22 protein-coding genes are annotated in these 20,865 nt (G+C 63.0%); 9 read left to right on the top strand and 13 right to left on the bottom strand.

Annotation, left to right across the window (positions count from 1 at the left end; translation table 11 throughout):
- Positions 1-8: 8 nt before the first annotated feature.
- On the bottom strand, positions 9-1,751 hold the full coding sequence (gene ftsY / locus BN1120_RS06865) for a signal recognition particle-docking protein FtsY (protein WP_042015299.1): 1,743 nt from the start codon (positions 1,749-1,751) through the stop codon (positions 9-11).
- A gap of 110 nt (positions 1,752-1,861) precedes the next feature.
- On the opposite strand from ftsY, the gene rsmD reads away from it, so the two are divergent.
- Positions 1,862-2,491: a 16S rRNA (guanine(966)-N(2))-methyltransferase RsmD gene (rsmD, locus tag BN1120_RS06860; protein ID WP_042015297.1), complete on the top strand. Its 630-nt coding sequence runs from the start codon at positions 1,862-1,864 to the stop codon at positions 2,489-2,491.
- 108 nt (positions 2,492-2,599) lie between these two features.
- Positions 2,600-2,914: a DUF1145 domain-containing protein gene (locus BN1120_RS06855; protein ID WP_010672600.1), complete on the top strand. Its 315-nt coding sequence runs from the start codon at positions 2,600-2,602 to the stop codon at positions 2,912-2,914.
- 33 nt (positions 2,915-2,947) lie between these two features.
- Here BN1120_RS06855 and BN1120_RS06850 read toward each other — a convergent pair whose 3' ends face one another.
- Positions 2,948-3,313: a YijD family membrane protein gene (locus BN1120_RS06850; RefSeq protein ID WP_041212194.1), complete on the bottom strand. Its 366-nt coding sequence runs from the start codon at positions 3,311-3,313 to the stop codon at positions 2,948-2,950.
- A gap of 19 nt (positions 3,314-3,332) precedes the next feature.
- A complete protein-coding gene (gene fabR, locus BN1120_RS06845) occupies positions 3,333-3,953 on the bottom strand; it encodes an HTH-type transcriptional repressor FabR (RefSeq protein WP_010672598.1) in 621 nt (206 codons plus the stop codon).
- A gap of 149 nt (positions 3,954-4,102) precedes the next feature.
- Between fabR and BN1120_RS06840 the strand changes: the two genes are divergently transcribed.
- On the top strand, positions 4,103-5,221 hold the full coding sequence (locus tag BN1120_RS06840) for a fatty acid desaturase (RefSeq protein WP_042015295.1): 1,119 nt from the start codon (positions 4,103-4,105) through the stop codon (positions 5,219-5,221).
- A gap of 469 nt (positions 5,222-5,690) precedes the next feature.
- On the opposite strand, the gene BN1120_RS06835 is transcribed toward BN1120_RS06840, so the two are convergent.
- On the bottom strand, positions 5,691-6,944 hold the full coding sequence (locus tag BN1120_RS06835) for a phospholipase D-like domain-containing protein (protein ID WP_042015293.1): 1,254 nt from the start codon (positions 6,942-6,944) through the stop codon (positions 5,691-5,693).
- A gap of 72 nt (positions 6,945-7,016) precedes the next feature.
- On the opposite strand from BN1120_RS06835, the gene BN1120_RS21535 reads away from it, so the two are divergent.
- A complete protein-coding gene (locus BN1120_RS21535; protein WP_154676072.1) occupies positions 7,017-7,181 on the top strand; it encodes a hypothetical protein in 165 nt (54 codons plus the stop codon).
- A gap of 5 nt (positions 7,182-7,186) precedes the next feature.
- Here the strand turns inward: BN1120_RS21535 and BN1120_RS06830 are convergent, their stop codons facing one another.
- From BN1120_RS06830 to tatA, 3 genes are all read right to left on the bottom strand, one after another.
- On the bottom strand, positions 7,187-8,608 hold the full coding sequence (locus BN1120_RS06830) for an MltF family protein (protein WP_042015292.1): 1,422 nt from the start codon (positions 8,606-8,608) through the stop codon (positions 7,187-7,189).
- A gap of 216 nt (positions 8,609-8,824) precedes the next feature.
- Positions 8,825-9,127 carry a YfcZ/YiiS family protein gene (locus BN1120_RS06825; protein ID WP_010672593.1) on the bottom strand — a complete coding sequence of 101 codons (303 nt, stop codon included), beginning with the start codon at positions 9,125-9,127 and terminating at the stop codon, positions 8,825-8,827.
- 10 nt (positions 9,128-9,137) lie between these two features.
- Positions 9,138-9,302: a twin-arginine translocase TatA/TatE family subunit gene (tatA, locus tag BN1120_RS06820; RefSeq protein ID WP_010672592.1), complete on the bottom strand. Its 165-nt coding sequence runs from the start codon at positions 9,300-9,302 to the stop codon at positions 9,138-9,140.
- Between the two features lie 291 nt (positions 9,303-9,593).
- On the opposite strand from tatA, the gene BN1120_RS06815 reads away from it, so the two are divergent.
- A complete protein-coding gene (locus BN1120_RS06815; RefSeq protein ID WP_010672591.1) occupies positions 9,594-10,571 on the top strand; it encodes a LysR substrate-binding domain-containing protein in 978 nt (325 codons plus the stop codon).
- A 62-nt stretch (positions 10,572-10,633) separates the two neighbouring features.
- Here BN1120_RS06815 and BN1120_RS06810 read toward each other — a convergent pair whose 3' ends face one another.
- Both BN1120_RS06810 and BN1120_RS06805 read right to left on the bottom strand, forming a co-directional pair.
- On the bottom strand, positions 10,634-11,233 hold the full coding sequence (locus tag BN1120_RS06810) for a YhgN family NAAT transporter (RefSeq protein WP_010672590.1): 600 nt from the start codon (positions 11,231-11,233) through the stop codon (positions 10,634-10,636).
- 101 nt (positions 11,234-11,334) lie between these two features.
- Positions 11,335-11,580 (bottom strand): YecH family metal-binding protein, encoded by a 246-nt coding sequence (locus BN1120_RS06805; protein ID WP_039040405.1) that lies wholly within the window; start codon positions 11,578-11,580, stop codon positions 11,335-11,337.
- A 208-nt stretch (positions 11,581-11,788) separates the two neighbouring features.
- Between BN1120_RS06805 and BN1120_RS06800 the strand changes: the two genes are divergently transcribed.
- Positions 11,789-13,072 (top strand): dicarboxylate/amino acid:cation symporter, encoded by a 1,284-nt coding sequence (locus BN1120_RS06800; protein ID WP_041214291.1) that lies wholly within the window; start codon positions 11,789-11,791, stop codon positions 13,070-13,072.
- Between the two features lie 15 nt (positions 13,073-13,087).
- Here the strand turns inward: BN1120_RS06800 and BN1120_RS06795 are convergent, their stop codons facing one another.
- Positions 13,088-13,402 carry a putative signal transducing protein gene (locus BN1120_RS06795; RefSeq protein WP_010672587.1) on the bottom strand — a complete coding sequence of 105 codons (315 nt, stop codon included), beginning with the start codon at positions 13,400-13,402 and terminating at the stop codon, positions 13,088-13,090.
- Between the two features lie 129 nt (positions 13,403-13,531).
- A complete protein-coding gene (locus BN1120_RS06790; protein ID WP_010672586.1) occupies positions 13,532-14,434 on the bottom strand; it encodes a LysR family transcriptional regulator in 903 nt (300 codons plus the stop codon).
- 97 nt (positions 14,435-14,531) lie between these two features.
- Between BN1120_RS06790 and BN1120_RS06785 the strand changes: the two genes are divergently transcribed.
- Complete coding sequence (locus BN1120_RS06785) at positions 14,532-15,584, top strand: HlyD family secretion protein (protein WP_042015291.1); 1,053 nt, start codon at positions 14,532-14,534, stop codon at positions 15,582-15,584.
- Positions 15,584-17,137, top strand: a complete 1,554-nt coding sequence (locus BN1120_RS06780) for a DHA2 family efflux MFS transporter permease subunit (protein WP_010672584.1) — start codon at positions 15,584-15,586, stop codon at positions 17,135-17,137. The genes BN1120_RS06785 and BN1120_RS06780 overlap by 1 nt, the downstream gene beginning before the upstream one ends.
- A 60-nt stretch (positions 17,138-17,197) precedes the next feature.
- On the opposite strand, the gene BN1120_RS06775 is transcribed toward BN1120_RS06780, so the two are convergent.
- Positions 17,198-17,824 carry a lysoplasmalogenase gene (locus tag BN1120_RS06775; RefSeq protein WP_010672583.1) on the bottom strand — a complete coding sequence of 209 codons (627 nt, stop codon included), beginning with the start codon at positions 17,822-17,824 and terminating at the stop codon, positions 17,198-17,200.
- 172 nt (positions 17,825-17,996) lie between these two features.
- Between BN1120_RS06775 and BN1120_RS21530 the strand changes: the two genes are divergently transcribed.
- Positions 17,997-18,155: a hypothetical protein gene (locus BN1120_RS21530; RefSeq protein WP_005332188.1), complete on the top strand. Its 159-nt coding sequence runs from the start codon at positions 17,997-17,999 to the stop codon at positions 18,153-18,155.
- 88 nt (positions 18,156-18,243) lie between these two features.
- Here BN1120_RS21530 and BN1120_RS06770 read toward each other — a convergent pair whose 3' ends face one another.
- A complete protein-coding gene (locus BN1120_RS06770; RefSeq protein WP_042015289.1) occupies positions 18,244-20,808 on the bottom strand; it encodes a TRAP transporter permease in 2,565 nt (854 codons plus the stop codon).
- Positions 20,809-20,865 lie beyond the last annotated feature (57 nt).

The raw sequence follows: 20,865 nt of genomic DNA, 5'->3' as shown, positions 1-20,865 counted from the left end.
AGCCGGATTTATTCTTCGCGGCTGAAGAGCGCCTCGATGAAGTCGTTGGCGACGAACGGGCGCAGATCGTCGATCCCCTCGCCCACCCCGATGTAGCGGATCGGGATCTGGAACTTGTCGGCCACCGCGAAGATGACGCCACCCTTGGCGGTACCGTCCAGCTTGGTGAGGGTGATACCGGTCAGGCCCACCGCCTCGCTGAACAGCTTGGCCTGGCTCAATGCGTTCTGGCCGGTGCCTGCGTCCAGGGTAAGCATGATCTCGTGGGGCGCCGCATCGTCCAGCTTCTTCATCACCCGCACCACCTTCTTGAGCTCCTCCATCAGGTTGCTCTTGTTCTGCAGGCGGCCGGCGGTATCGGCGATCAGCACGTCAGCCCCGCGGGAGCGGGCTGCCTCGATGGCGTCATAGATGACGGAGGCGGAGTCGGCACCAGTGTGCTGGGCAATCACCGGAATGTTGTTGCGCTGACCCCACACCTGCAGCTGCTCGACCGCCGCAGCACGGAAGGTATCGCCAGCGGCCAGCATCACGCTCTTGCCCTCGGCCTGGAACTGTTTGGCCAGTTTGCCGATGGTGGTGGTTTTGCCGACGCCGTTCACGCCGACCATCAGGATGACGTAAGGCTTCTTGCTGGTGTCGATCACCAGGGGCTGCTCGACCTTGGCCAGCATCTCGCCCATGTCCTGTTTGAGCAGACCGTAGAGCGCCTCGGCGTCCTTGAGCTGCTTGCGATCCGCGTGCTGTACCAGCCCCTCGATGATGCGGGTGGTGGTGTCGACGCCAAGATCGGCGGTCAGCAGCTGGGTCTCCAGCTCTTCGAACAGATCGTCATCAATCTTCTTGCCGCTGAACAGGCCGAAGAAACCGGAACCGATATTCTCCCTGGTACGCACCAGGCTGCGCTTGAGGCGGGCAAAGAAGCCCTCCCGCTGCGGCTTCTCCTGAGTGTCGTCGTCCACCTTGGCGGCCAGTGGCAGAGCGGCCAGAGCGGCGGCCTCAGCCTCCATCGCGGCGACCAGACGCAAATCTTCCGCTCGCTGGGCCTCTTTGGCGACACGAGCTTCCTCGGCAGCCTGAGCTTCGGCGGCAACACGGGCTTCTTCTGCGGCGCGGGCTTCGGCAGCAATACGAGCTTCTTCCGCAGCGCGAGCCTCGGCGGCCACACGGGCCTCTTCTGCGGCGCGGGCTTCGGCAGCGATGCGATCCTCTTCCGCAGCGCGAGCTTCGGCGGCAATACGAGCTTCTTCTGCTGCACGGGCTTCGGCAGCGATGCGAGCCTCTTCCGCAGCGCGGGCTTCGGCAGCAACACGAGCCTCTTCCGCAGCGCGGGCTTCGGCGGCAACACGAGCCTCTTCCGCAGCGCGAGCTTCGGCGGCAACACGGGCCTCTTCTGCGGCGCGGGCTTCGGCGGCAAGACGAGCTTCTTCCGCGGCGCGATCCTCGGCGGCAACAATGGCTTCTTCTGCGACCTGAGCTTCGGTTGATATCAAAGCCTCATTGACGATGACGGGCTCAAGCTCGCCCTCCGGCTCTTCCACAACCAGGGGGCCTTCGTCAGGGCCGCTCAGCAGCGCTTCGGGCTTGGCGGCGGGGGCATCAGCCGGGGCAACATCGGCGACAGGCGCAGGAACAGCGGCGGCCTCCGACTCGACTACCGCCGGGGTAGCGTCGGGCGCCTGCGATGGAACGGCCTCAGCCTCTTCTTTCTTGCGGCCGAAACCCAGCCAGGAAAACAAACCTTTTGCCATCTAAAAATACTCACATCAAAGGCTGACTGCTAAGATAGCCGTCCCTCGGCGGGTCGGCATAAAAATGAACCGCCTTATACTATCACTTTATTTTCTGACGACGAAACGCGATGCCCAGAGTGAAATCCAGCCGTAACAGCCCGAGCAAGAGCCCGGCCCCTCAGGGGCGAGCGGGCGTGGTACGAATCATCAGCGGCCAATGGAAGGGGCGCAAACTCCCCGTCAGGGATGTGGAAGGGCTCAGACCCACCACGGATCGCGTCAAGGAGACCATCTTCAACTGGCTGGCTCCCCACGTGCGCGGTACCCGCTGCCTGGATCTGTTCGCCGGCAGCGGCGGGCTGGGGCTGGAAGCCTTGTCCCGCTATGCCGAACAGGTCACCCTGATCGAGATGGACAGAGGCGCCGCCGACCAGCTCAAGAAGAACCTGACGACCCTGGGCAGCAGCCAGGGGCTGGTGATCCAGGCCGATGCCGTGAGCTGGCTGCAAGGCCCGGCCACCCCCTTCGACCTGGTCTTTCTGGACCCACCGTTTCGTCGCGAGCTGCTGCCCCAGGTGTGCGAGCTGCTCGAGCAGCGCGGCTGGCTGGCATCCGATGCCCTCATCTATCTGGAGCGGGAAAAAGAGATGGCCGATCTGGCGCTGCCCGCCAGCTGGAAACTACTCAAGGACAAGCAGGCTGGTCAGGTCTGCTATCAGCTCTATCTGCGGGACACCAAGCATGACGCAGCTGTTTAAAGGGGAGATGGGCACAGTCCCCTTCTCCGTCAATTTGGACAACGGCTCAAGGACAAGCAGGTCGATCACATCAGGCCTGCTATCAACTCTATGTACGGGAGGTAAACGATGAAGCGGGTGTTTAATCTGTTGGCGATGGGGGTGCTGCTGTTCTTCTGGTTCGGTGTGGCACTCGCCCTGCTGGGCACCCTGCCGGGCAAACTGAACGGCTTTCTGCCGGTGTGCGGCGTCATCGTGATATTGATGCACTGGGTACAGGCCAGCATGATCAAGGCGGCCTGCAAACCCTACTTCGCGGTCACTCGTCTCGAATTCACCCAGGTGCTGATCTTCGGGGTGTTCGGCATGATGGATATCCGCACCAAGCTGCAGGCCATCATAGACGCCAGGAAGAAGGGAGAGACTCCCCCCAGGGCCGACTAGGCCACCCCCGGCCCGACCAGAAGGAGTGATTCGTCACTCCTTTTGCGTTTTTCCGAGGCTGATTCCCAGCTTGATGGAGAGGGCGGCGAGCAGCAGCAGCATGGCAATGAGGGAGAAGAAGTTGCTGCCAAGCTCGGGGTACTGCACCTTGACCAGGGCAGAATGGCCGAACACGCCGATAAAGAAGCAGAGCAGGATGCAGCTGGGTGTGTTGCCCACCATGGGCTCATGGCGATAGTGCTGATAGAGCTGGCTGGCCGCCAGCAACAGGGCGATGAGGGGGTAGAAGGAGAAGGGGACGACCGACTCCATCAAGGCCGACAGGAAGGCATCGCCACAGATACCGATCAGCAGGGCCAGCACCAGGGGCTTCTTCGGAATCGCGTTCGGTTCATGCATGAGGCTGTCCATCCTTGCGTTATGTGAGAGATTCGTGGCGCTTGCGGTTCTGCACCTCGGCACCCATGGCGATCATCCGCAACTGGCTGATGGTGCGCTCCGACAGTGCCTTGCACTCTTCCGGAGTCATGTCGAGGGCGTCTGCACCGGCGCTGAAGACGATGGTCACCATGGCCTCGGCCTGGATATAGGCCTCTTCCCGTGGCGCCTGCGTGGTGGCTTCCAGATAATCGGTCAGCTCGGCGATGAAGTGCTGGATCTCCCGGGCCACCGCCTGACGGAATGCAGCCGAGGTGCCGGAGCGCTCGCGCAGCAGCAGCCGGAAGATGTTCGGGTTGTTTTCGACGAATTCCATGAAGGTCTGCACCGAGGTGCTGATGACGCTGCCACCACCGGCAATGCGCTGGCGCGCCTGGCGCATCAGTTGGCGCAGGGTCAGCCCTCCCTCGTCCACCAGCGTCAGCCCCAGCTCTTCCATGTCCCGAAAGTGGCGATAGAAGGAGGTCGGCGCTATGCCCGCCTCTCTGGCCACTTCCCGCAGGCTGAGGTTGGAGAAACTGCGGTTGGCGCAGAGTTGACTGAACGCCGCCTCGATCAGCGTACGCCGGGTTTTTTCTTTTTGTTGCGCGCGAATACCCACGAAAACAGTCACCTTGAGATTAGCGAGGCCAGATGATAACCCGAAGGCGGGGCCGGGATCAGGTTTGTCTCCGACTTTTTTACCATTGACCCGCATTCCGGCTCAATGGAGAATAGTGAACAGCTGTTCGCTGAAAGGAGCCGAGTGAAATGGACCGCCCCCCGATCATCATGACCAACACCCTGCTGTTCGCCCTCTCCGGGCTGACGGCACTGATAGCGGTCCCCTGGTATGGACTGAGCCAGGGCTACGACCTCTGGCAGTGGCTCTGCTTCCTGCTGCTGTTCTGCTATTGCGGCATCTCCATCACCGCCGGCTACCACAGGCTCTGGTCCCACAAGGCCTACAAGGCGCACCCGGCCCTGCAATGGATCTTCGCCATCGGAGGCGCGCTCGCCCTGCAGAACTCGGCGCTGCACTGGTCCTCGGATCATCGCCGCCACCACCGCCACGTGGATGACAACCAGAAGGATCCCTACAGTGCGGGTCGCGGCTTCTGGTACTCCCACATCGGCTGGATGCTGCGGGAATACCAGCGCGATACCTACCACGACTACAGCAATGTGCGCGACCTGCAAAACAACCCCGTGGTCGCCTTCCAGCACAGGCACTATCTGACCCTGGCTCTGGTCACCAACATCGGCATTCCGCTGCTGCTCGGCCTCTTGCACGGGGATCTGCTCGGTATGTTGCTGCTGGCCGGGGTGCTGCGCATGGTGATGACCCATCACACCACCTTCTTCATCAACTCCCTGGCCCACATCTGGGGCAGCCAGCCGTTCACGGATCGCAACAGCGCCCGGGACAACGGCATCCTGGCCTTCTTCACCTTTGGCGAGGGCTATCACAACTTCCATCACCTGTTCGAGAACGACTACCGCAACGGCATTCAGTGGTGGCAGTTCGACCCCACCAAGTGGCTGATCCGCACAGCCGCCTGGTGCGGGCTCGCCAAAGACCTGAGATCCTGCCCGGAGGAACGCATCGAACAGGCCAGGCTGGAGATGCAGCTCAAGCGCGCCCAGGCCAGAGTGCACAAGCAGGATGACAGGGAACGCTGGCAGGCACTGCTGCAGGAGGAGTACGACAAGCTGAGCCTGCAGATCCAGCACTACTATGCCAGCCGCAAGTCACTGCTGGAGCAGCGCAAGCGCACAGCCCTCGCACGCTATGACAGGCTCAGGCTGCAACTGGAGTACCGCACGTTGCGAGACGGTTTCCTCGTTGCCAAGCGCAACTGGAGTCGTCTGCTGGCGGGCCTCGCCTGATCGCCGAGACATCACGCAAAAGACCGCCAGCAGGCGGTCTTTTTGATTGGGCAAACGGACGGCGGGCATAAAAAAATGGGGCAACATTCGCATGTCACCCCCTCGCAAATAGCATGTTCCATATTGGGCTCCCGCAACCACGGGGGTCTGTCTGGCATCACGGGTTTCCGCTCCCGATCCGCCTCGCCTGCCGGAGCAATCCGGTTGGCCCATTTCCCCTGTTGCCGTCACCCACACGGCAGACCAGCCGCCGTGTTTGTCCTTGCACTCGAGATACTACGCAGTTAAATAAAATAAAAAACCGTTCTACACGCACCTCTATGCAGTCGAGGCCCCTGGATTGTTACTGCACTCTTAATATAAATCGATTAAAAACAATACTATACAATCCAGTCCCGCCTTTGGATGGCAAACGTTATCCTCGAAGGCGCACAAGGCTTTGCGAGATCTCGCACAAGGCGGATCCCACTCACAACCAACGATGCAAAGGTAACCAATCGCTCAATTGCGCCAGCAGGCGCCGCCATGCAGAGGGGGACGCCACCACCGGGTGCACGGCCTGCTGCAACCAGCCATCGATGAGTTGCTGCAACTCGTCGCACAGCGTCGGGCTATGGAGGTGCAGCATCAGCTCGGTGTTGAGCATCAGGGAGCGGGGATCCAGGTTGAAACTGCCGAGCAGCGCCTCCTCCTTCCCCATCAGGATCAGCTTGGCATGCAGACTGAACGCCTCCGTCGTCAGCTCGAACAGGGTGATCCCCTGACGCTCGAGCCAGGGGCGGTGACGTCGATAGGCGCCATAGACCAGGGGCACATCCGTGCTGGCCAGGGAGTTGGTCAGGATCTCGATGTCGACCCCCTGCCGTCGCTGCCCCTTGAGCCGGCGACGCAGCCCCCGTGTCAGGATCAGGTAAGGGCTCACCAACCTCAGGGCCCCCTGATTGCTCGCCAGCGTGCGTCCCAGCAGGGGCGCCGTGGTCGGCCGGGCGACCAGCCCCTTGCCGGGGCGATCGAACCAGCACTGCCCTCGCCCGGGATGCCAGCAAAGGGGAACGGGGCACTCATCAAACAGAGTGGCCGGCAGATCATAGGCGGCCGCCATGGCGGGGTCTGTCAGGGTCAGCAGGAAGTCGTTCAGGGCCCGGGTTTCGGCTGGCAACAAGGGGCGCCTCAACAGGCGACGGACCGGGTGGCTCCAGCGACTGTGCCAGAACAGCGCGAACCCCTGCTCGGCCTGCTGACAGAGGGGGCCGCGGCAGAGCAGATCCAGGTCGATGAAGTGAGGCGGCATCCCCAGCCCGAAGTAACGATCACCAATATTGCGCCCGCCGATCACCGCCTGGCTGCCATCCACCAGCAGCAGCTTGTTGTGCATCCGGTGATTGATGCGGCGAAAGCTCAGCACCCCTTCCAGCAGTAGGGTCAGAGGACGCCAGCCCCGCAGCCAGAAGGGGTTGAACAGGCGTACCTCGATGCCCGGTTCCGCCGCCACCGCCTCCAGAAAGCGGTTCTCCCCGCCGTAGAGATCGTCGATGAGCAGTTGCACCACTACTCCGCGCCGGGCCGCCCGCACCAGCTCCGCCAGCAGCAGCTTGCCGCTGCCGTCCTCTTCCCAACTGTAATACTGGGCGAGGATCCGGTGGCGAGCCTGGCGGATCAACTGGCATCGGGCCTTGAGGGCTGCACCGGGATCGGCGAGCAAGGCAAACTCGGCGGGGATCAAGGGTCATCTCCCTGTCATCTGGTGGTGGCATAACCCAGACAACCGCCCCGATAGCCCAGTGTCAAGGAGCCGATGATGGAACTGCGCGACTACCCCTCCCTCAGTCAGAGACCCCATGCCAGCCAACCGGATCCCACCCCGGCCAGGCTGTTGATGCCCTGGTACCAGCAGCACCGGGATCTGGGCTGGGAACCCCTTGCGCAGCATCACGAGGATCCCCTCCCCGACCAGCATTGACAGGCTCAGGGCTGCACCGCCTCGATGGCCTCTGACTTGCCCTCCAGCTGGGGCAGGCTGAAACGGTAGGCCACGTAGTATTTGTAGATGGTGCCAACGTAGTTGATGGGCCCCTGGCCCACGTCGTTGGCCACCAGCTGCTCCACGTTGCCGAACCAGACGTTCGGATCCAGCCCCTTGTCGGCCGCCTTGGCCTGCAATGCCTGGACACGGTTCGGACCCGCATTGTAGGCGGCCAGGGCGAACAGATGGCGATTGAGCCTGTCCATCCCGGGATCATTGAAGTAGGTGTCCAGGATGAGCCGCATGTAGCGACAGGCCGCCTCCACATTGCCCTCCAGACTGGTGAGTCTGGCGCCTCGGATCCCCACCTCCTTGCCGGTACTCGGCAGCAGTTGCATGATGCCGACGGCCCCCCGGTGGGAGCCGACATTGGGATTGAGCCCCGACTCCTTGTAAGCCAGCGCGGCCAGCATCAGCCAGTCCAGCTGATACTTGTCCGCCTGGGCCTCCAGTACCTTGCGAATGGTCGACAGGCGCCCCAGCGGGTCCGGCGCCAGTATGTTGCTCATGCGGTCGCTTTGCGCCAGCAGGCGGCGCAATGTCATGTCACTGTAGAGGGTCCGCTTGCTCGACTCCGAGATGTAGGCGTTCACCGCCTTGAGCAGCTCCGGGCTGTTGTTGCGCAGGGCCCAGGCGCTTCGCCCCTTGTCCCGCAGCGGAATCAGCCTGTGGGCCTTGAGGCCGCCAATCATGTCGAGCCAGATCCGCCCCTTGAAGCTGTCGGTGACCGTCAGCGGAATGATCCCGGCTGACACCATCTCCAGCAGGTCCCCGTCCTGCAGGTATTCGGGAACCGTCTCGATGTAGACCGGGGGCAACCCCAGCTCCCGAAACAGCCAGTTGAGCTGGTGCAGGCTCTCGAAATAACTGGAGCTGGCTCGCACCCAGATCCGCCGGCCGGACAGCTGGGTGATGCGATTGAAGGCAGGGAGATCCCGCTGGCTCACCACCCACTCCTCGATGGGGGCGATCAGTGGCTGGGAGAAGGTCACCTGCTCGCGCCGGGTGGGGGTGACCGTCAGGTTGGCGGCCACCAGATCCCCACGCCCCTCGGCCAGATAGTCCAGCAGCTTGTCCTGGCGCACCGGGATATAAATGATCTTGAGCTTGAGCTTCTCCTTGGCCAGGTAGGTCTGGTTCAACCAGCGCTCGAATCCCTGAAGCTGATTGACCAGGATGCCGTACTGGGCTCCCTTGTCGAAAAAGAAAAACCCCCGCTCATAGACCACCAGGGCCCTGAGCTCTTTTTTTTGCAGGATGTGTTCGAGATCACCGGCCTGGGGCAGCAACTGCGGCTTGAGATCCGCCGCCAGCAGAGGGAGAGAGCAGAGAGCCAGCAGGGCCCAGATCCATCGCCGCATCATGATTTAACCACCTCGCTGTGGGCCGGTGCGCACCGTCGGGTCTGTCGCAGAAGGCGCCTGCGCCAAGTCATGGGGCGTCGCGGGATCTTCTGCCGATCGGCGCATGCCGGACGGAAAACGGATCGTCCGTGGGATAACTCACTATACAACGCAAAGGGAGGGAAAAAGCGAGGGACAGAGCAAGACGGCAGGCAAGCCTGCCGTGTCATCACGATCTCAGAGGGAGCGGGCGCGCATCTCGAAGATCAGCTTCTCGGCGGTACAGGTGAATTGCAGGCGGGCCTTCAGGATCACGCCATCAGGGCCCCGGCTCAGCTCGCTGCTGCTTTTGGCTTCGGCAGTGACCTGCTTGGCCAGCGCCTCGTAAGCCGCAAATTTCTCGCGGGCGTCGGCTTCTGCAGCGGCCTCGATCACCAGCTCCATGACGTCGTCACCTTCGCCGATGATGGTGCCAATTTCGGCGAAACAGCCGCAACTGTCACAGGTCTCGTTCAGTTCCACTTTCTCGTCTACAGACATACGTTCACTCCTACTTATTCCGGATATTGTCATCGTCGCGCAAGGCGTTGCGAAAATCCCTGATGGCAGTGCCCAGATCCTCACCGGCGCCAGCCAGGCGTTTGCTGCCAAACACCACGACGACGACCACGAGCAGGATCAGCAGATGCCAGATATGAATGCCACCCAGTCCCATAGGGAGACTCCTGACTGTTAGATACCTGGAGGTTGTATCAAAAGAAAGCGTATCGATTGTTGGGCAAAATCAAGGCAGGTGCAAGTTGGCGAAAAAATCGCGCAAAACGGCGACGAGGCGCAAAAAAATACGGCGACCATGGGCCGCCGTATGAGTCGGTGCTACTTGTCCCCTCAACCGCTACATCCTGTACCAGCCGCCACCAGGGCGAGAGACCCGTCGAGCATAGGATCGCCAAGATATGAAAACAAATGGTATATATTCATCTAGGAATTGAAGAGGATTCATATCATGTTGCTGGAACAGCTTGCACGCATAGACCTTAATTTGTTGATAATCCTGCAAGTCTTGCTGGAAGAGCGCAACGGCAGCCGGGCTGCACGCCGTTTGCACCTGAGCCAGTCCGCCGTCAGCAAGGCCCTCGGACGGTTGCGGGAGACCTTTGACGATCCCCTGTTCGTGCGCTCGGCCTACGGGATGGATCCCACTCCGCGCGCCCTGGATCTCCAGCAGCAACTGCAGCCCATACTGCTCTCCCTGGACAACCTGATCCAGCCGCCGGACTTCGATCCCGCCAGCACGGAGCGGGAGTTCGTCATCGCCAGCATGGACAGCGCCTTCACCCTGTTTGCCCCCCTCTACCTGAGCGAGCTGAAGCGTCAGGCCCCTGGCATCCGCCTGCGCTACGAGGAGTGGACCGAGCACAGCCTGACCGAGATGAGCCAGGGCCAGGTGGATATCGCCTTCACGGTGCGGGAGAACTGCATCAATTCGGATTTTCGCCTCGACACCCTGCCCAACGCCATCTGCCAGCGGTTGCTCACCATCGACGATCTCACCTGCCTGGTGCAGCGGGATCACCCTGCCTTGCAGGAGCCCGAGTGGGATCTCGCCCGTTACCTCGCCTACCCCCATGTGCAGACCTACTGCGAGGGGCGGGATCGCTGGATGCTGGATCACAAGCTGGCGGAGCAGGATCTCTATCGCCGGATCGAGGCGACCGTGCCCTCCTTCGAGGCGGCCCTGCGCATGGGCATGCACTCGGACATGATAGTGACCCTCTCCCGGCTCTATGCCCGCCACGCGACCCAGGTCTATCCCCTGGTGCCGCTGCCGCTGCCCATCGCCCTGGACAGCATCTCCCACCTGCTCATCTGGCATCAGCGCCACGAGGAGGATCCGGGCCATCGCTGGCTGCGGGAGACCCTGCTCGCTCTCATCATGGGCAAGCTGGAAACCTCGGCGGACGGCCCGGCCGCTGCCGCCTGACGCGCAAAAAAAAAACGGGGCTCAAGAAGCCCCGTTTCACGTTGACATCAGCATTCGCCCCGTCAGTTCTGACCCGTCACCGCCAGATAGTGGTGCACCCCGTCCAGCAGCATCTGCACCGAGATCATCACCAGCAGCATGCCCATCAGCCGCTCCACCGCGGTGAGTCCTCGCTCACCCAGCAGCTTGTTGAACAGCTCGTAGAACATCAGGATCACGGCGCTGGCCCCCCAGGCCATCAGCAGGGCCAATGACCAGTCCACCATCCGGGTCGGCTCCTGGTTGGCCAGAAGCAGCAGGGAAGCCAGGATGGAGGGGCCCGCAATCATGGGGATGGCCATGGGCACCAGGAAGGGCTCCTCCCCCGCCGCCAGCCCGGTCACGCCACCGGGGCTCGGGAAGATCATCTTGATAGCGATGAGGAAGAGGATGATGCCCCCCGCGATGCTGACCGCCTCCTGACGCAGGTTGAGGAAGCTCAGGATCTGCTGACCTGCGAACAGGAAGCCCATCATGATCACCAGTGAAAACAACAGCTCCCGCAGCATTACCTTGCGTCGACGCTTGGGGTCGACATGGCGCAGGATGGAGAGGAAGACCGGCAGGTTGCCCAGCGGATCCATGATCAGAAACAGCATGACGGCAGCGGAGAATGTGTCCATAGATCGCCCGGGCAGAACCTTTCAACAAGAGGGGAAGGAGGGCGAAATATAACAAAGGTGGCGGGATTCGGCGAGCGCCCCACCGCGCTCGCCGCTGGCGATCATCCGTGGTTGCAGATCTTGTCAGCGCGGGTCTGGAACCCTGACTCCGAGTCGATGAACTTGCCGCGCCTGGCAAGGAAGTCGATCAGGGCGTCAGCGTCCATCTCGCTGGCGCTGCAGGTGTGGAACCGGGCCTCGGCACCGAAGCGCGAGGCGATCGCCGCCCTGAGGCTGGCCCGGGTAAACGGACTCTCCTGCTCCAGCATCATCTCCATCACTTCGTGACCGTGTATCGATTGGGACATCTCGAACCTCTTTAATCATCATGTCAGATGACAATTAAAGCCCGAAGCCCGGAGAGGGTTCTTGATATAGGCCAACAAAACGCCTTTTTTAACGCCAGCGGGCTGGTCGTGAGCGCCGCTTTGTCGATAATGTGGCAACCTGACGGGGGGATGGCTACACTGTCGCCCCTTTTTGCCACCGCAGACAGAAAATAAGGACATTGGCGTCATGCTGTTCCATGGATTGGTCTTCAAACCCTGGCGGATCTGGACCCGTCGCCCGCTCTGGTTGAAGACCCTGCTCGGCATGCTGACCGGGATAGGTCTGGGGCTCTGCTTCAGCGAGCAGGCCCTGCTGCTCAAGCCCATCGGCGTCCTGTTCGTCAACACCATCCAGATGCTGATGGTGCCCCTCATCTTCTGTTCCGTCCTGGCAGGCCTCACTGCCCTGCTCAAGGGCAAGCGGCTCGACCGCATCGCCGGCAAGGCCATCGGCTTCTATCTCTGCTCCACCGCCGTCGCCATCTGCATCGGCCTGATGATGGGCTGGCTGCTGGAACCGGGCATGGGCGCCAATATGGGTCCTTATGAACGGGGCGCCATGGCGCAGCAACCTACCCTGGCCAGCGTGCTGAGCCACCTGGTGCCGCGCAACCCGGTGCAGGCCATGGGCGATGGCAAGATATTGCAGGTGATCGTGTTCGCCGTGGCCCTCGCTCTCGCCCTCAACGCCACCGGGCGACGCGGCCGCCCCGCCATCCTGTTCTTTACCTCTCTGGCGGAGGGAATGTTCAAGCTGACCCAGATGGTGATGGCCCTGGCCCCCTATGGCGTCTGCGCCCTGATGGCCTGGATGACCGGCAAGTACGGCGTCAGCCTGCTGTTGCCGCTGCTCAAGGTGATCGGCGCCGTCTACCTCGGCTGCCTGCTCCACGTGCTTGGCGTCTACAGCAGCCTGCTGCTCCTGATGGCGCGCCTCAACCCGTTGCACTACTTCAAGAGCATCGTCGATGCCCAGGCGGTGGCCTTCACCAGCAGTTCAAGCAGCAGCACCCTGCCCATCAGCCTGGCCTGCGCCGAACGCAGGCTCGGGGTCTCCCCCGCCATCACCGCCAAGGTGCTGCCCATCGGCGCCACCATCAACATGGATGGCACCGCCCTCTATCAGGGAGTCACCGCCCTGTTCGTGGCCCAGGCCTTCGGGGTGGATCTGCATCTGGTGGACTACCTGACCATCATCAGCATCGTCACGCTGGCCAGCATAGGCACGGCGGGCACACCCGGTACCGGGCTGATGCTGCTGACCCTGACCCTCACTGCCGTGGGACTGCCGCTGGAAGGGGTGGCGCTCATCGCCGGCATAGACCGGATCCTCGACATGGCGCGCACCACGGTCAACGTCTCCGGCGACATCCTGGTCTCCGTGCTCATCGCCCGCAGCGAGAAGGAGCTGGATCTCGCCACCTACCACGATGCCCATGCGGGGGATGACATCGACTTCACCCTGCGCTGAGGGCGCGAGGGGCGTTCAATGATCCTGGGGATCGTGATGGCAGCGCCAGCAGATATCGAAGTTGGCGCCGTTCTCCTCCCCGCACTGGCCGCACAGCCAGCCGTTGCCCTGGCGCTGCTGGTAGCGCTCGATGATCCGGCCCGCCCGCTGACGATCCCGCTCGTTCACCATCAGGGTCACTTGCAGCAGATCCACCGGCAGCTCCCCGAGCGCGCCGGAGAGTCCTTCGCCGCTGAGGCGCACCCTGACTCCCTCTACCTCCAAGGCCCCTTTCAGGGCATGCGCCTCCAGGGAGTGAGAGGCGCGATACAAGTTAATCCACTGATCCATACGTTGTCCTCGAAACCCTTGCCAGTGCCGTCATCACCAGCACTACCATCATTCCAGGGCGAGCATCTTCCGGGAGTGCGATGCCCGATACAGATTCATCCACCGCTCCATACGTTGTCCTCGAAACCCTTACAGCAGCTTGTCGATGCCGTAAGCCGGGCCGTTGGCCACCAGAAAATCGATGAATGCCCTCAGCTTGCGCGGCATCAGGCGCCGCTCGGGAAACAGCAGGTAGATGGGTACCCTGGGTTGCTGCCACTCCGGCAGCAAGGAGACCAGCGTCCCGTTCGCCAGCTCATCATGGCACAGCATGGCGGGCAGGGAAGCCAGCCCCAGCCCCGCCTTCGCCGCCTCCCTGGCACAGGTGATGTTGTTGACCTGGAAGCGGGACGGGGGATCCACCAGCACTTCACGATCATCCAGCTCGAAACACCAGTGCGAGGCGAGGAACCCCGTGCTGACCGCGATCCGCTCGTGATGCACCAGATCGGCGGGCCTCTGGATCACCGGGTGGCGCGCCAGATAGTCCGGGCTGGCACACAGCAGCCGCTCGGTGCTCCAGAGACGCCGCGCCGCCAGGTTGGAGTCGCTCATGTCGCCGACCCGCACGATGGCATCCAGCCCCTCGCTGATGGGATCCACGATGCGGTTGGTCAGCTCCAGCTCCACCTTCATGCCCGGATAGGCTTGCAGGAAGTTCGCCACCAGCCTGCCCACCACCAGCTGTCCCGTCTCGATGGGCACCGCCAGCTTGAGGGTCCCCGTCACCTCCTGCTGGCTGGCACTGAGCATCAGCTCGGCCTGGGCCAGCTCCTCCACCGCCTTGCTGCAGCGTAGATAATATTGTTCACCGGCTTCCGTCAGGGTGAGCTGCCGGGTGGAGCGATAGAGCAGCCGCGCGCCGAGACGCTGCTCCAGCTCGGCGATGCGGCGGCTCACCGTCGCCTTGGTCATGCCCAGCTCCTGGGCAGCGGCGGTAAAGGAGCCCTTGTCGACGATACGAACGAGGATTAAGGCAGCATTCAGGTCCATTGTTTCACCAGTGAAACTGTATATCTCATGAATGGATACTAATCGAAACAGTTGCACGATGTTAGCCTGCCCGCCACAGTTCAGGAAAACCAATATCATGAGTCAACACAAGAAGATCCCCCTGCTGGCCGCCCTGGTGCTGGCCCTGCTCGGCCTGCTGTTTGCCGGTTACTGGTATCTGCATGGCCGCTACTTCGAGAGCACCGACAACGCCTACCTGCAAAGCGAGGTGACCGGCATCGGTTCCAAGCTCTCCGGCTACATCAGCGAAGTACTGGTGACCGACAACCAGGCGGTGAAGGCCGGCCAGCTCATCGCCCGGCTCGACGACCGCGAATACAGGACCAAGGTGGCGGAGGCCGAGGCCGATCTGCACCTCAACCAGGCGACGGCGGATAACCTCGCCGCCACCCGTATCCAGCAGTTGAGCCTCATCCGCCAGGCCGAAGCAAAAGTCAGCTCGGCCAACGCCGAGCAGGTCCGGGCCCAGCAGCAGGTGCGCCGGGTCAGCCAGCTCAATGAGCGTCACTACAGCTCCCAGGACAGCCTGGACGAGGTGCGCGCCGGCTTGCAGGTCAACCAGGCCCAGGCACTGGAGGCCAAGGCCGCCTTGCAGGCCGCCCGCGAGCGGCTGCTGGTGCTGGATGCCGAAGCCAAGCAGAACCAGGCCAGGCTGGCTTTGAGCGAGGCCCAGCTTGAACAAGCCAGGCTGGAACTCGGCTACACCGAGCTGCGAGTCCCGGCTGACGGCATCATCGGCAAGCGCAGCCTGCGGGAAGGGCTCTACGTCCAGTCCGGTATGCAGGTGGCCAGCCTGGTGCCCCTGAGCCAGGTGTGGGTCGAGGCCAACTTCAAAGAGACCCAGTTGCAGCACATGCAGCCGGGCCAGAAGGTGGAGGTGATCCTGGATGCCTATCCGGATCAACCGGTCGAGGGGATCATCGACAGCCTCTCTCCGGCCACCGGCGCCAAGTTCGCCCTGCTGCCGCCGGAGAACGCCACCGGCAACTTCACCAAAATCGTGCAGCGGGTGCCGGTCAAGATCCGCATCCCGGATCCGGGCGCCCTGGCGGGCAAGCTGCTGCCCGGCCTCTCCACCGAGGTGATCGTCGACACCCGCACCCCTGATCCCGTGGTGGCCGCCCACTGATGGACGCCATACCACGTCGCAACTGGATCGCGGTCATGGGGGGCCTCATCGGCGCCTTCATGGCCATCCTCGACATCCAGATAACCAACGCCTCCCTGAAAGACATTCAGGGGGCGCTCTCGGCCACCCTGAGCGAGAGCTCCTGGATCTCCACCTCCTATCTGGTGGCGGAGATGATCGCCATACCGCTGAGCGGCTGGCTGAGCCGGGGACTGAGCGTGCGGCGCTACCTGCTGTGGACCACGGGCGCCTTCATCGTCGCCTCCGTGCTCTGCTCGTTCAGCTGGAACCTCACCAGCATGATCGTCTTTCGGGCGCTGCAGGGCTTTACCGGCGGGGCCCTGATCCCCATGGCCTTCTCCCTCATCGTCAGCCTGCTGCCGCTGCACAAGCGAGCCACCGGCATGGCGCTGTTCGGCCTGTGCGCCACCTTCGCCCCCGCCATCGGCCCGACCCTGGGGGGCTGGCTGACGGAGCAGATGTCCTGGCACTACATCTTCTATCTGAACGTGCCGCCCGGCTTGCTGGTGATGGCCATGCTGGCCCACGGACTGGACAGGAAGCCCGTGGACTGGGAGGTGATCAAGCGGGTGGATCTCATCGGTATCCTCACCATGGCGGTGGGGCTCGGACTCCTGGAGGTGGTGCTGGAAGAGGGCAACCGGGAGGACTGGTTCGGCTCGAGCTTCATCGTGCGGCTCACCGTCATCTCGGTGGTGGCCCTGGTGTTCTTCGTCATCAGCCAGTTGCTGCGCCGCCACCCCCTGGTCAACCTGCGGCTGCTGCACAACCCGCGCTTCGCCCTGGCCTGCTTCGCCTACCTGGTGCTCGGCATGGGGTTGATGGGCTCCATCTATGTGCTGCCCCTCTACATGACCCAGATCCACAACTACAACGCCCTGGAAATCGGTGAAGTGCTGATGTGGATGGGGTTGCCCCAGTTGCTGGTGCTCCCCCTGGTGCCCAAGCTGACCCACAAGATAGATCCGCGCTATCTGGTGAGCTTCGGCTTTCTGGTCTTCGCCATCAGCTGCTTCATGAACGTGAACATGAATGCCGACTACGCCGGGCCCCAGCTGATCCAGTCCCTCATCGTGCGGGCCCTGGGGCAGCCCTTCATCATGGTGCCCCTCTCCCTGGTGGCGACCGCCAGCCTGACGCCGGACGAGATCCCCTCTTCCTCGACCCTGCTCAACGTGCTGCGCAACCTGGGGGGCGCCTTTGGCATCGCCATCATCGCCACCCTGATCGACAACGACACCCGGACTCATGTCAGCCAGATCGGCAGCACCCTGGCCGCCACCAGCATCGAGGGGCAGGCCTATCTGATGCAGCTGGCCCAGAACATGATGGCCCAGGGAGCCGGGCCGGAGCAGGCCCAGTTGCAGGCCCGGGCCATGCTGTCGAACACCATCAGCCGCGAGGCGGCCATCATGGCCTACAACCAGGTGTTCTACGTGATGGGTATCTTCCTGCTGATCGCCAGCGCCCTGATGCTGCTGCTCAAGCAGCCGGCCCCGAGGGCCCCTGACGCAGAACCGGTCGAGGCGTGAAAGGTGGGGATCACATAGCAAAACGGGCCAGAAGGCCCGTTTTTCATGGCTGCCCGCCGGTCAGCCCGCCAGGGAGGCGGCGATCAGGAACTGTGCCGCGAAGTAGCTGCTCATGATCCAGGCCGTGGCATGGGGGAAGGGGCGGCGGAATCTGTCCAGCGCCAGCATGCTGTCGGAGAAGAGGAACATCAGCGCCCCCACCAGGGCGGCGGCGCTGCCGGCAGTGAGAGAGGCATGCCAGGCACCGGCGGCCACCCAGGCCATGGCGATGATCACCAGCATGTAGCAGAAGACGGGGATCCTCATCTCGCCGAGCTGGCCCCACAGGAGCCCGAACACCATGCCGGCCACCAGCAACAGCAGCAGGCCGTCCACCAGCTTGAGCACCAGGGGCCCCTGGGCGAAACCGACGATGTAGCAGAGGTGAGCGACAAAAAATGCCGCCAGCCCCTGGATGAAGCGATCCCGTGGCAGCATCAGCAGCACGTCCCCCGCCAGCGACAGGCAGAGACCGAGCAGGATCCAGGCGTGGGAGCCGTTGTGATCGTCGCTCTGGTAGCCAAACGCCAGGGCGATGATGAACAGCATGGTCAGGGGTTTGCTGATGTAGAACTGACGGGAGTCTGAGCCGTAAGCCGCGCGGATGTGCCACCAGCCCGATGCGATGATCAAGAAACTCAATAACATGCCCTGCTCCTCACCGGCTGCTCACCCTGGGGCGGCAACCTCTTTAGTGCCCGCAAGAGTAGCAAATTCCCCCGGCCAGTGGCAGAGGCTGAAGCAGATGGCACCCTACACCTAAAGTCTAATTGCCCCCATCCCCGCCCTCGGGCATAAGAGACAGTTCTGGAGGATCACCATGGAAGACGCTATGACCAACTACCTGCCCGCTATCGACATCATGATGTGCCATCTTGGCATCAGCTTTGAACAGGCCTGCGAGCAGCTTGGCCTCAGCCCGCAGGAGCAGCAGACCCTCGACCAACTGCAAAAACAGAAGCAGACCCAGTCCAACTGATGCCCTGGACTGATGGCCCGAAGCGGCCGGCATCACAGCCCAGCATAAAAAACGGCGCCCGAAGGCGCCGTTTTTTATTGGGTGATGATCAGGGTCGAGCGACCCGGCGGCGTTGCAGCCAGACCACGGCCCCGAACAGCAGGAAGCCCGGCAGCCACATCAGCTCCTTGGGCCAGCGCTCGGTGGGCGCCTTGACGCTCAGGATCTGCTGATCCATCTCCAGCCCCAAATCGGCGGCCTGGCTGCCGAAGGTGACGGTGTCGATCAGGATCTTGCCGTCCTGCTCATAGGTCTGGATCCCCAGCTTGGCCAGACGATCCTCACCACTGACGCCCGAAGGCACCGGCAGCAGCACGGTGAAGCGGCGCAACTTGCCCACCGCATCTTCCCCTTCCATGCGCAGGCGCAGGGTGCTTTCAGCCTCCACCTGCCCCATGGTCTGGACCAGCTCGGCCGGGGCGGTGTCGCGATACGGGTCGTGCAGCAGATCCATCCAGAAGCCTGGACGGAACAGGGTGAAGGCCACCAGCAGCAGCAGCACGCTCTCGTACCAGCGGCTCTTCACCAGGAAGAAGCCCTGGGTGGCGGCAGCGAAGATCAGCATGGCGATGGTGGCCACGATGAAGATCAGCACGCCATGGGCGAAGTCCACGTTGATGAGCAGCAGATCGGTGTTGAAGATGAACAGGAACGGCAGCGCTGCGGTACGCAGGCTGTAGTAGAACGCCGTGATCCCGGTCTTGATGGGGTCGCCCTTGGAGACGGCGGCCGCGGCGAACGAGGCCAGCCCCACCGGCGGGGTCACGTCCGCCATGATGCCGAAGTAGAAGACGAACAGGTGCACCGCGATGAGCGGCACGATGAGGCCGTTCTGCTGACCCAGGGTGACGATCACCGGCGCCAGCAGGCTCGATACCACGATGTAGTTGGCAGTGGTCGGCAGCCCCATGCCGAGGATGAGGCTCAGCAGCGCGGTGAGGATCAGCATGAGCAGCAGGTTGCCCATGGAGAGGAACTCCACCAGATCCGCCAGTACCAGGCCGACGCCGGTCTGGGAGACGGCCCCGACGATGATGCCGGCAGTGGCGGTGGCAATGCCGATGCCGATCATGTTGCGGGCACCGGCAATCAGCCCCTCGCGCAGGTCCACCACGCCATCGGTGAAGGAGCCGTAGTCATGCTTGCCGTCGGTGCGCAGCCAGTTCAGCAGCGGTCGCTGGGTCAGCAGGATGATGATGAGCATCACCGAACCCCAGAAGGCCGACAGGCCGGGGGAGAGGCGCTCCACCATCAGACACCACACCAGCACCACCACGGGCAGCAGGAAGTGCAGGCCGGAGAGCAGCACGGCGCGGGTCTCGGGCAGCTCGTCCAGTGGCTTGTCCGGGTCTTCCGCCGGCAGCGGCGCGTTGCTCGCGGCGATCTTCAGCAGCCCCAGGTAGGCGACGGCCAGCAGCACGCTGATCCCCGGCAGGGCATAGTCACCCAGTACCGGCTTGAGCCAGCCCAGACCGTAGTAGACCGCCATGGAGAGGCCGCTGATGAGGGCGGCACCGAAGGCGAAGCCGGTCAAGCGGCGCAGCCAGGGGCGCGGCTGACGGTTGCCTATGGGCTGCATCCCGAGCTTGAGCGCCTCGAGGTGCACGATGTAGAGCAGGGCGATGTAGGAGATGGCCGCCGGCAGGAAGGCGTGCTTGATGATCTCCACATAGGGGATGCCCACGTACTCCACCATCAGGAAGGCTGCAGCCCCCATGACCGGCGGCATGATCTGGCCGTTGACCGAAGAGGCCACTTCCACCGCGCCGGCCTTCTCCTTGGAGAAACCGACCCGTTTCATCATGGGGATGGTGAAGGTGCCCGTGGTCACCACGTTGGCGATGGAGGAGCCGGAGATGACGCCGGTCAGGGCCGAGGCGACCACGGCCGCCTTGGCCGGGCCGCCGCGCAAGTGACCCAGCAGGCTGAAGGCGAGCTGGATGAAGTAATGGCCCGCACCGGCACGCTCGAGCAGGGCGCCAAACAGCACGAACAGGAAGACGAAGCTGGTGGAGACCCCAAGGGCGATGCCGAACACCCCTTCAGTGGTGATCCACTGGTGGTTGGCCAGCGCATGCAGGCTCACCCCGCGGTGGGCCAGCAGGGAAGGCATCCAGGGACCGGCCAGGCTGTAGGCCAGGAAGACGATGGCGATGACCGCCAGGGCCGGGCCCAGGGCGCGGCGGGCCGCTTCCAGCAGGAGCGGGATGCCGACGCAGGCCACCGCGAAGTCCATTGTGGTCAGGTTGCCGGGACGCTGGGCAAGCTCCTGGTACATCACGAACAGATAGCTGGCGACGGCGGCACCGACGAGGCCGAGGGCGATGTCGGCAAGGGGAACCCTGTCTCGCGGTGAGCTGCGCATGGCGGGGAACACCAGGTAGGCGAGCAGGATGGCGAAGGCCAGATGAATCGAGCGTGTTTCAGTGTCGTTGAGGACGCCGATGCCGAGGGAGAAGGGCAGCGGCGAGGCAATCCAGAGCTGGAACAGGGACCAGATCAGCGCAAGACCCGCGATGATCCAGCTCATGGGGCCGACGGGCAGCCTGGCGCCGACGTCCTGGGCGATCAGCTCCTCGGCCGAGAGCGCCTCTTGTTGTTGTGTTTGCTGCATAGTGTGACTCTGTAGGTACTGCAATAAATGAGACTCGCTCCCCCGAAGGAGGAGCGA

Source organism: Aeromonas caviae (genome assembly GCF_000819785.1).
Classification (GTDB): Bacteria; Pseudomonadota; Gammaproteobacteria; order Enterobacterales; family Aeromonadaceae; genus Aeromonas; species Aeromonas caviae.
This window is presented reverse-complemented; position numbering and strand designations above follow the sequence as displayed.

Excerpts from the sequence above, each read along its gene's own strand:
- ftsY (WP_042015299.1), bottom strand. The coding sequence starts at position 1,751 with ATGGCAAAAGGTTTGTTTTCCTGGCTGGGTTTCGGCCGCAAGAAAGAA.
- rsmD (WP_042015297.1), top strand. The coding sequence starts at position 1,862 with ATGCCCAGAGTGAAATCCAGCCGTAACAGCCCGAGCAAGAGCCCGGCC.
- BN1120_RS06855 (WP_010672600.1), top strand. The coding sequence starts at position 2,600 with ATGAAGCGGGTGTTTAATCTGTTGGCGATGGGGGTGCTGCTGTTCTTC.
- BN1120_RS06850 (WP_041212194.1), bottom strand. The coding sequence starts at position 3,313 with ATGCATGAACCGAACGCGATTCCGAAGAAGCCCCTGGTGCTGGCCCTG.
- BN1120_RS06840 (WP_042015295.1), top strand. The coding sequence starts at position 4,103 with ATGGACCGCCCCCCGATCATCATGACCAACACCCTGCTGTTCGCCCTC.
- BN1120_RS21535 (WP_154676072.1), top strand. The coding sequence starts at position 7,017 with ATGATGGAACTGCGCGACTACCCCTCCCTCAGTCAGAGACCCCATGCC.
- BN1120_RS06830 (WP_042015292.1), bottom strand. The coding sequence starts at position 8,608 with ATGATGCGGCGATGGATCTGGGCCCTGCTGGCTCTCTGCTCTCTCCCT.
- BN1120_RS06825 (WP_010672593.1), bottom strand. The coding sequence starts at position 9,127 with ATGTCTGTAGACGAGAAAGTGGAACTGAACGAGACCTGTGACAGTTGC.
- tatA (WP_010672592.1), bottom strand. The coding sequence starts at position 9,302 with ATGGGACTGGGTGGCATTCATATCTGGCATCTGCTGATCCTGCTCGTG.
- BN1120_RS06815 (WP_010672591.1), top strand. The coding sequence starts at position 9,594 with ATGTTGCTGGAACAGCTTGCACGCATAGACCTTAATTTGTTGATAATC.
- BN1120_RS06810 (WP_010672590.1), bottom strand. The coding sequence starts at position 11,233 with ATGGACACATTCTCCGCTGCCGTCATGCTGTTTCTGATCATGGATCCG.
- BN1120_RS06805 (WP_039040405.1), bottom strand. The coding sequence starts at position 11,580 with ATGTCCCAATCGATACACGGTCACGAAGTGATGGAGATGATGCTGGAG.
- BN1120_RS06800 (WP_041214291.1), top strand. The coding sequence starts at position 11,789 with ATGCTGTTCCATGGATTGGTCTTCAAACCCTGGCGGATCTGGACCCGT.
- BN1120_RS06795 (WP_010672587.1), bottom strand. The coding sequence starts at position 13,402 with ATGGATCAGTGGATTAACTTGTATCGCGCCTCTCACTCCCTGGAGGCG.
- BN1120_RS06790 (WP_010672586.1), bottom strand. The coding sequence starts at position 14,434 with ATGGACCTGAATGCTGCCTTAATCCTCGTTCGTATCGTCGACAAGGGC.
- BN1120_RS06785 (WP_042015291.1), top strand. The coding sequence starts at position 14,532 with ATGAGTCAACACAAGAAGATCCCCCTGCTGGCCGCCCTGGTGCTGGCC.
- BN1120_RS06780 (WP_010672584.1), top strand. The coding sequence starts at position 15,584 with ATGGACGCCATACCACGTCGCAACTGGATCGCGGTCATGGGGGGCCTC.
- BN1120_RS06775 (WP_010672583.1), bottom strand. The coding sequence starts at position 17,824 with ATGTTATTGAGTTTCTTGATCATCGCATCGGGCTGGTGGCACATCCGC.
- BN1120_RS21530 (WP_005332188.1), top strand. The coding sequence starts at position 17,997 with ATGGAAGACGCTATGACCAACTACCTGCCCGCTATCGACATCATGATG.
- BN1120_RS06770 (WP_042015289.1), bottom strand. The coding sequence starts at position 20,808 with ATGCAGCAAACACAACAACAAGAGGCGCTCTCGGCCGAGGAGCTGATC.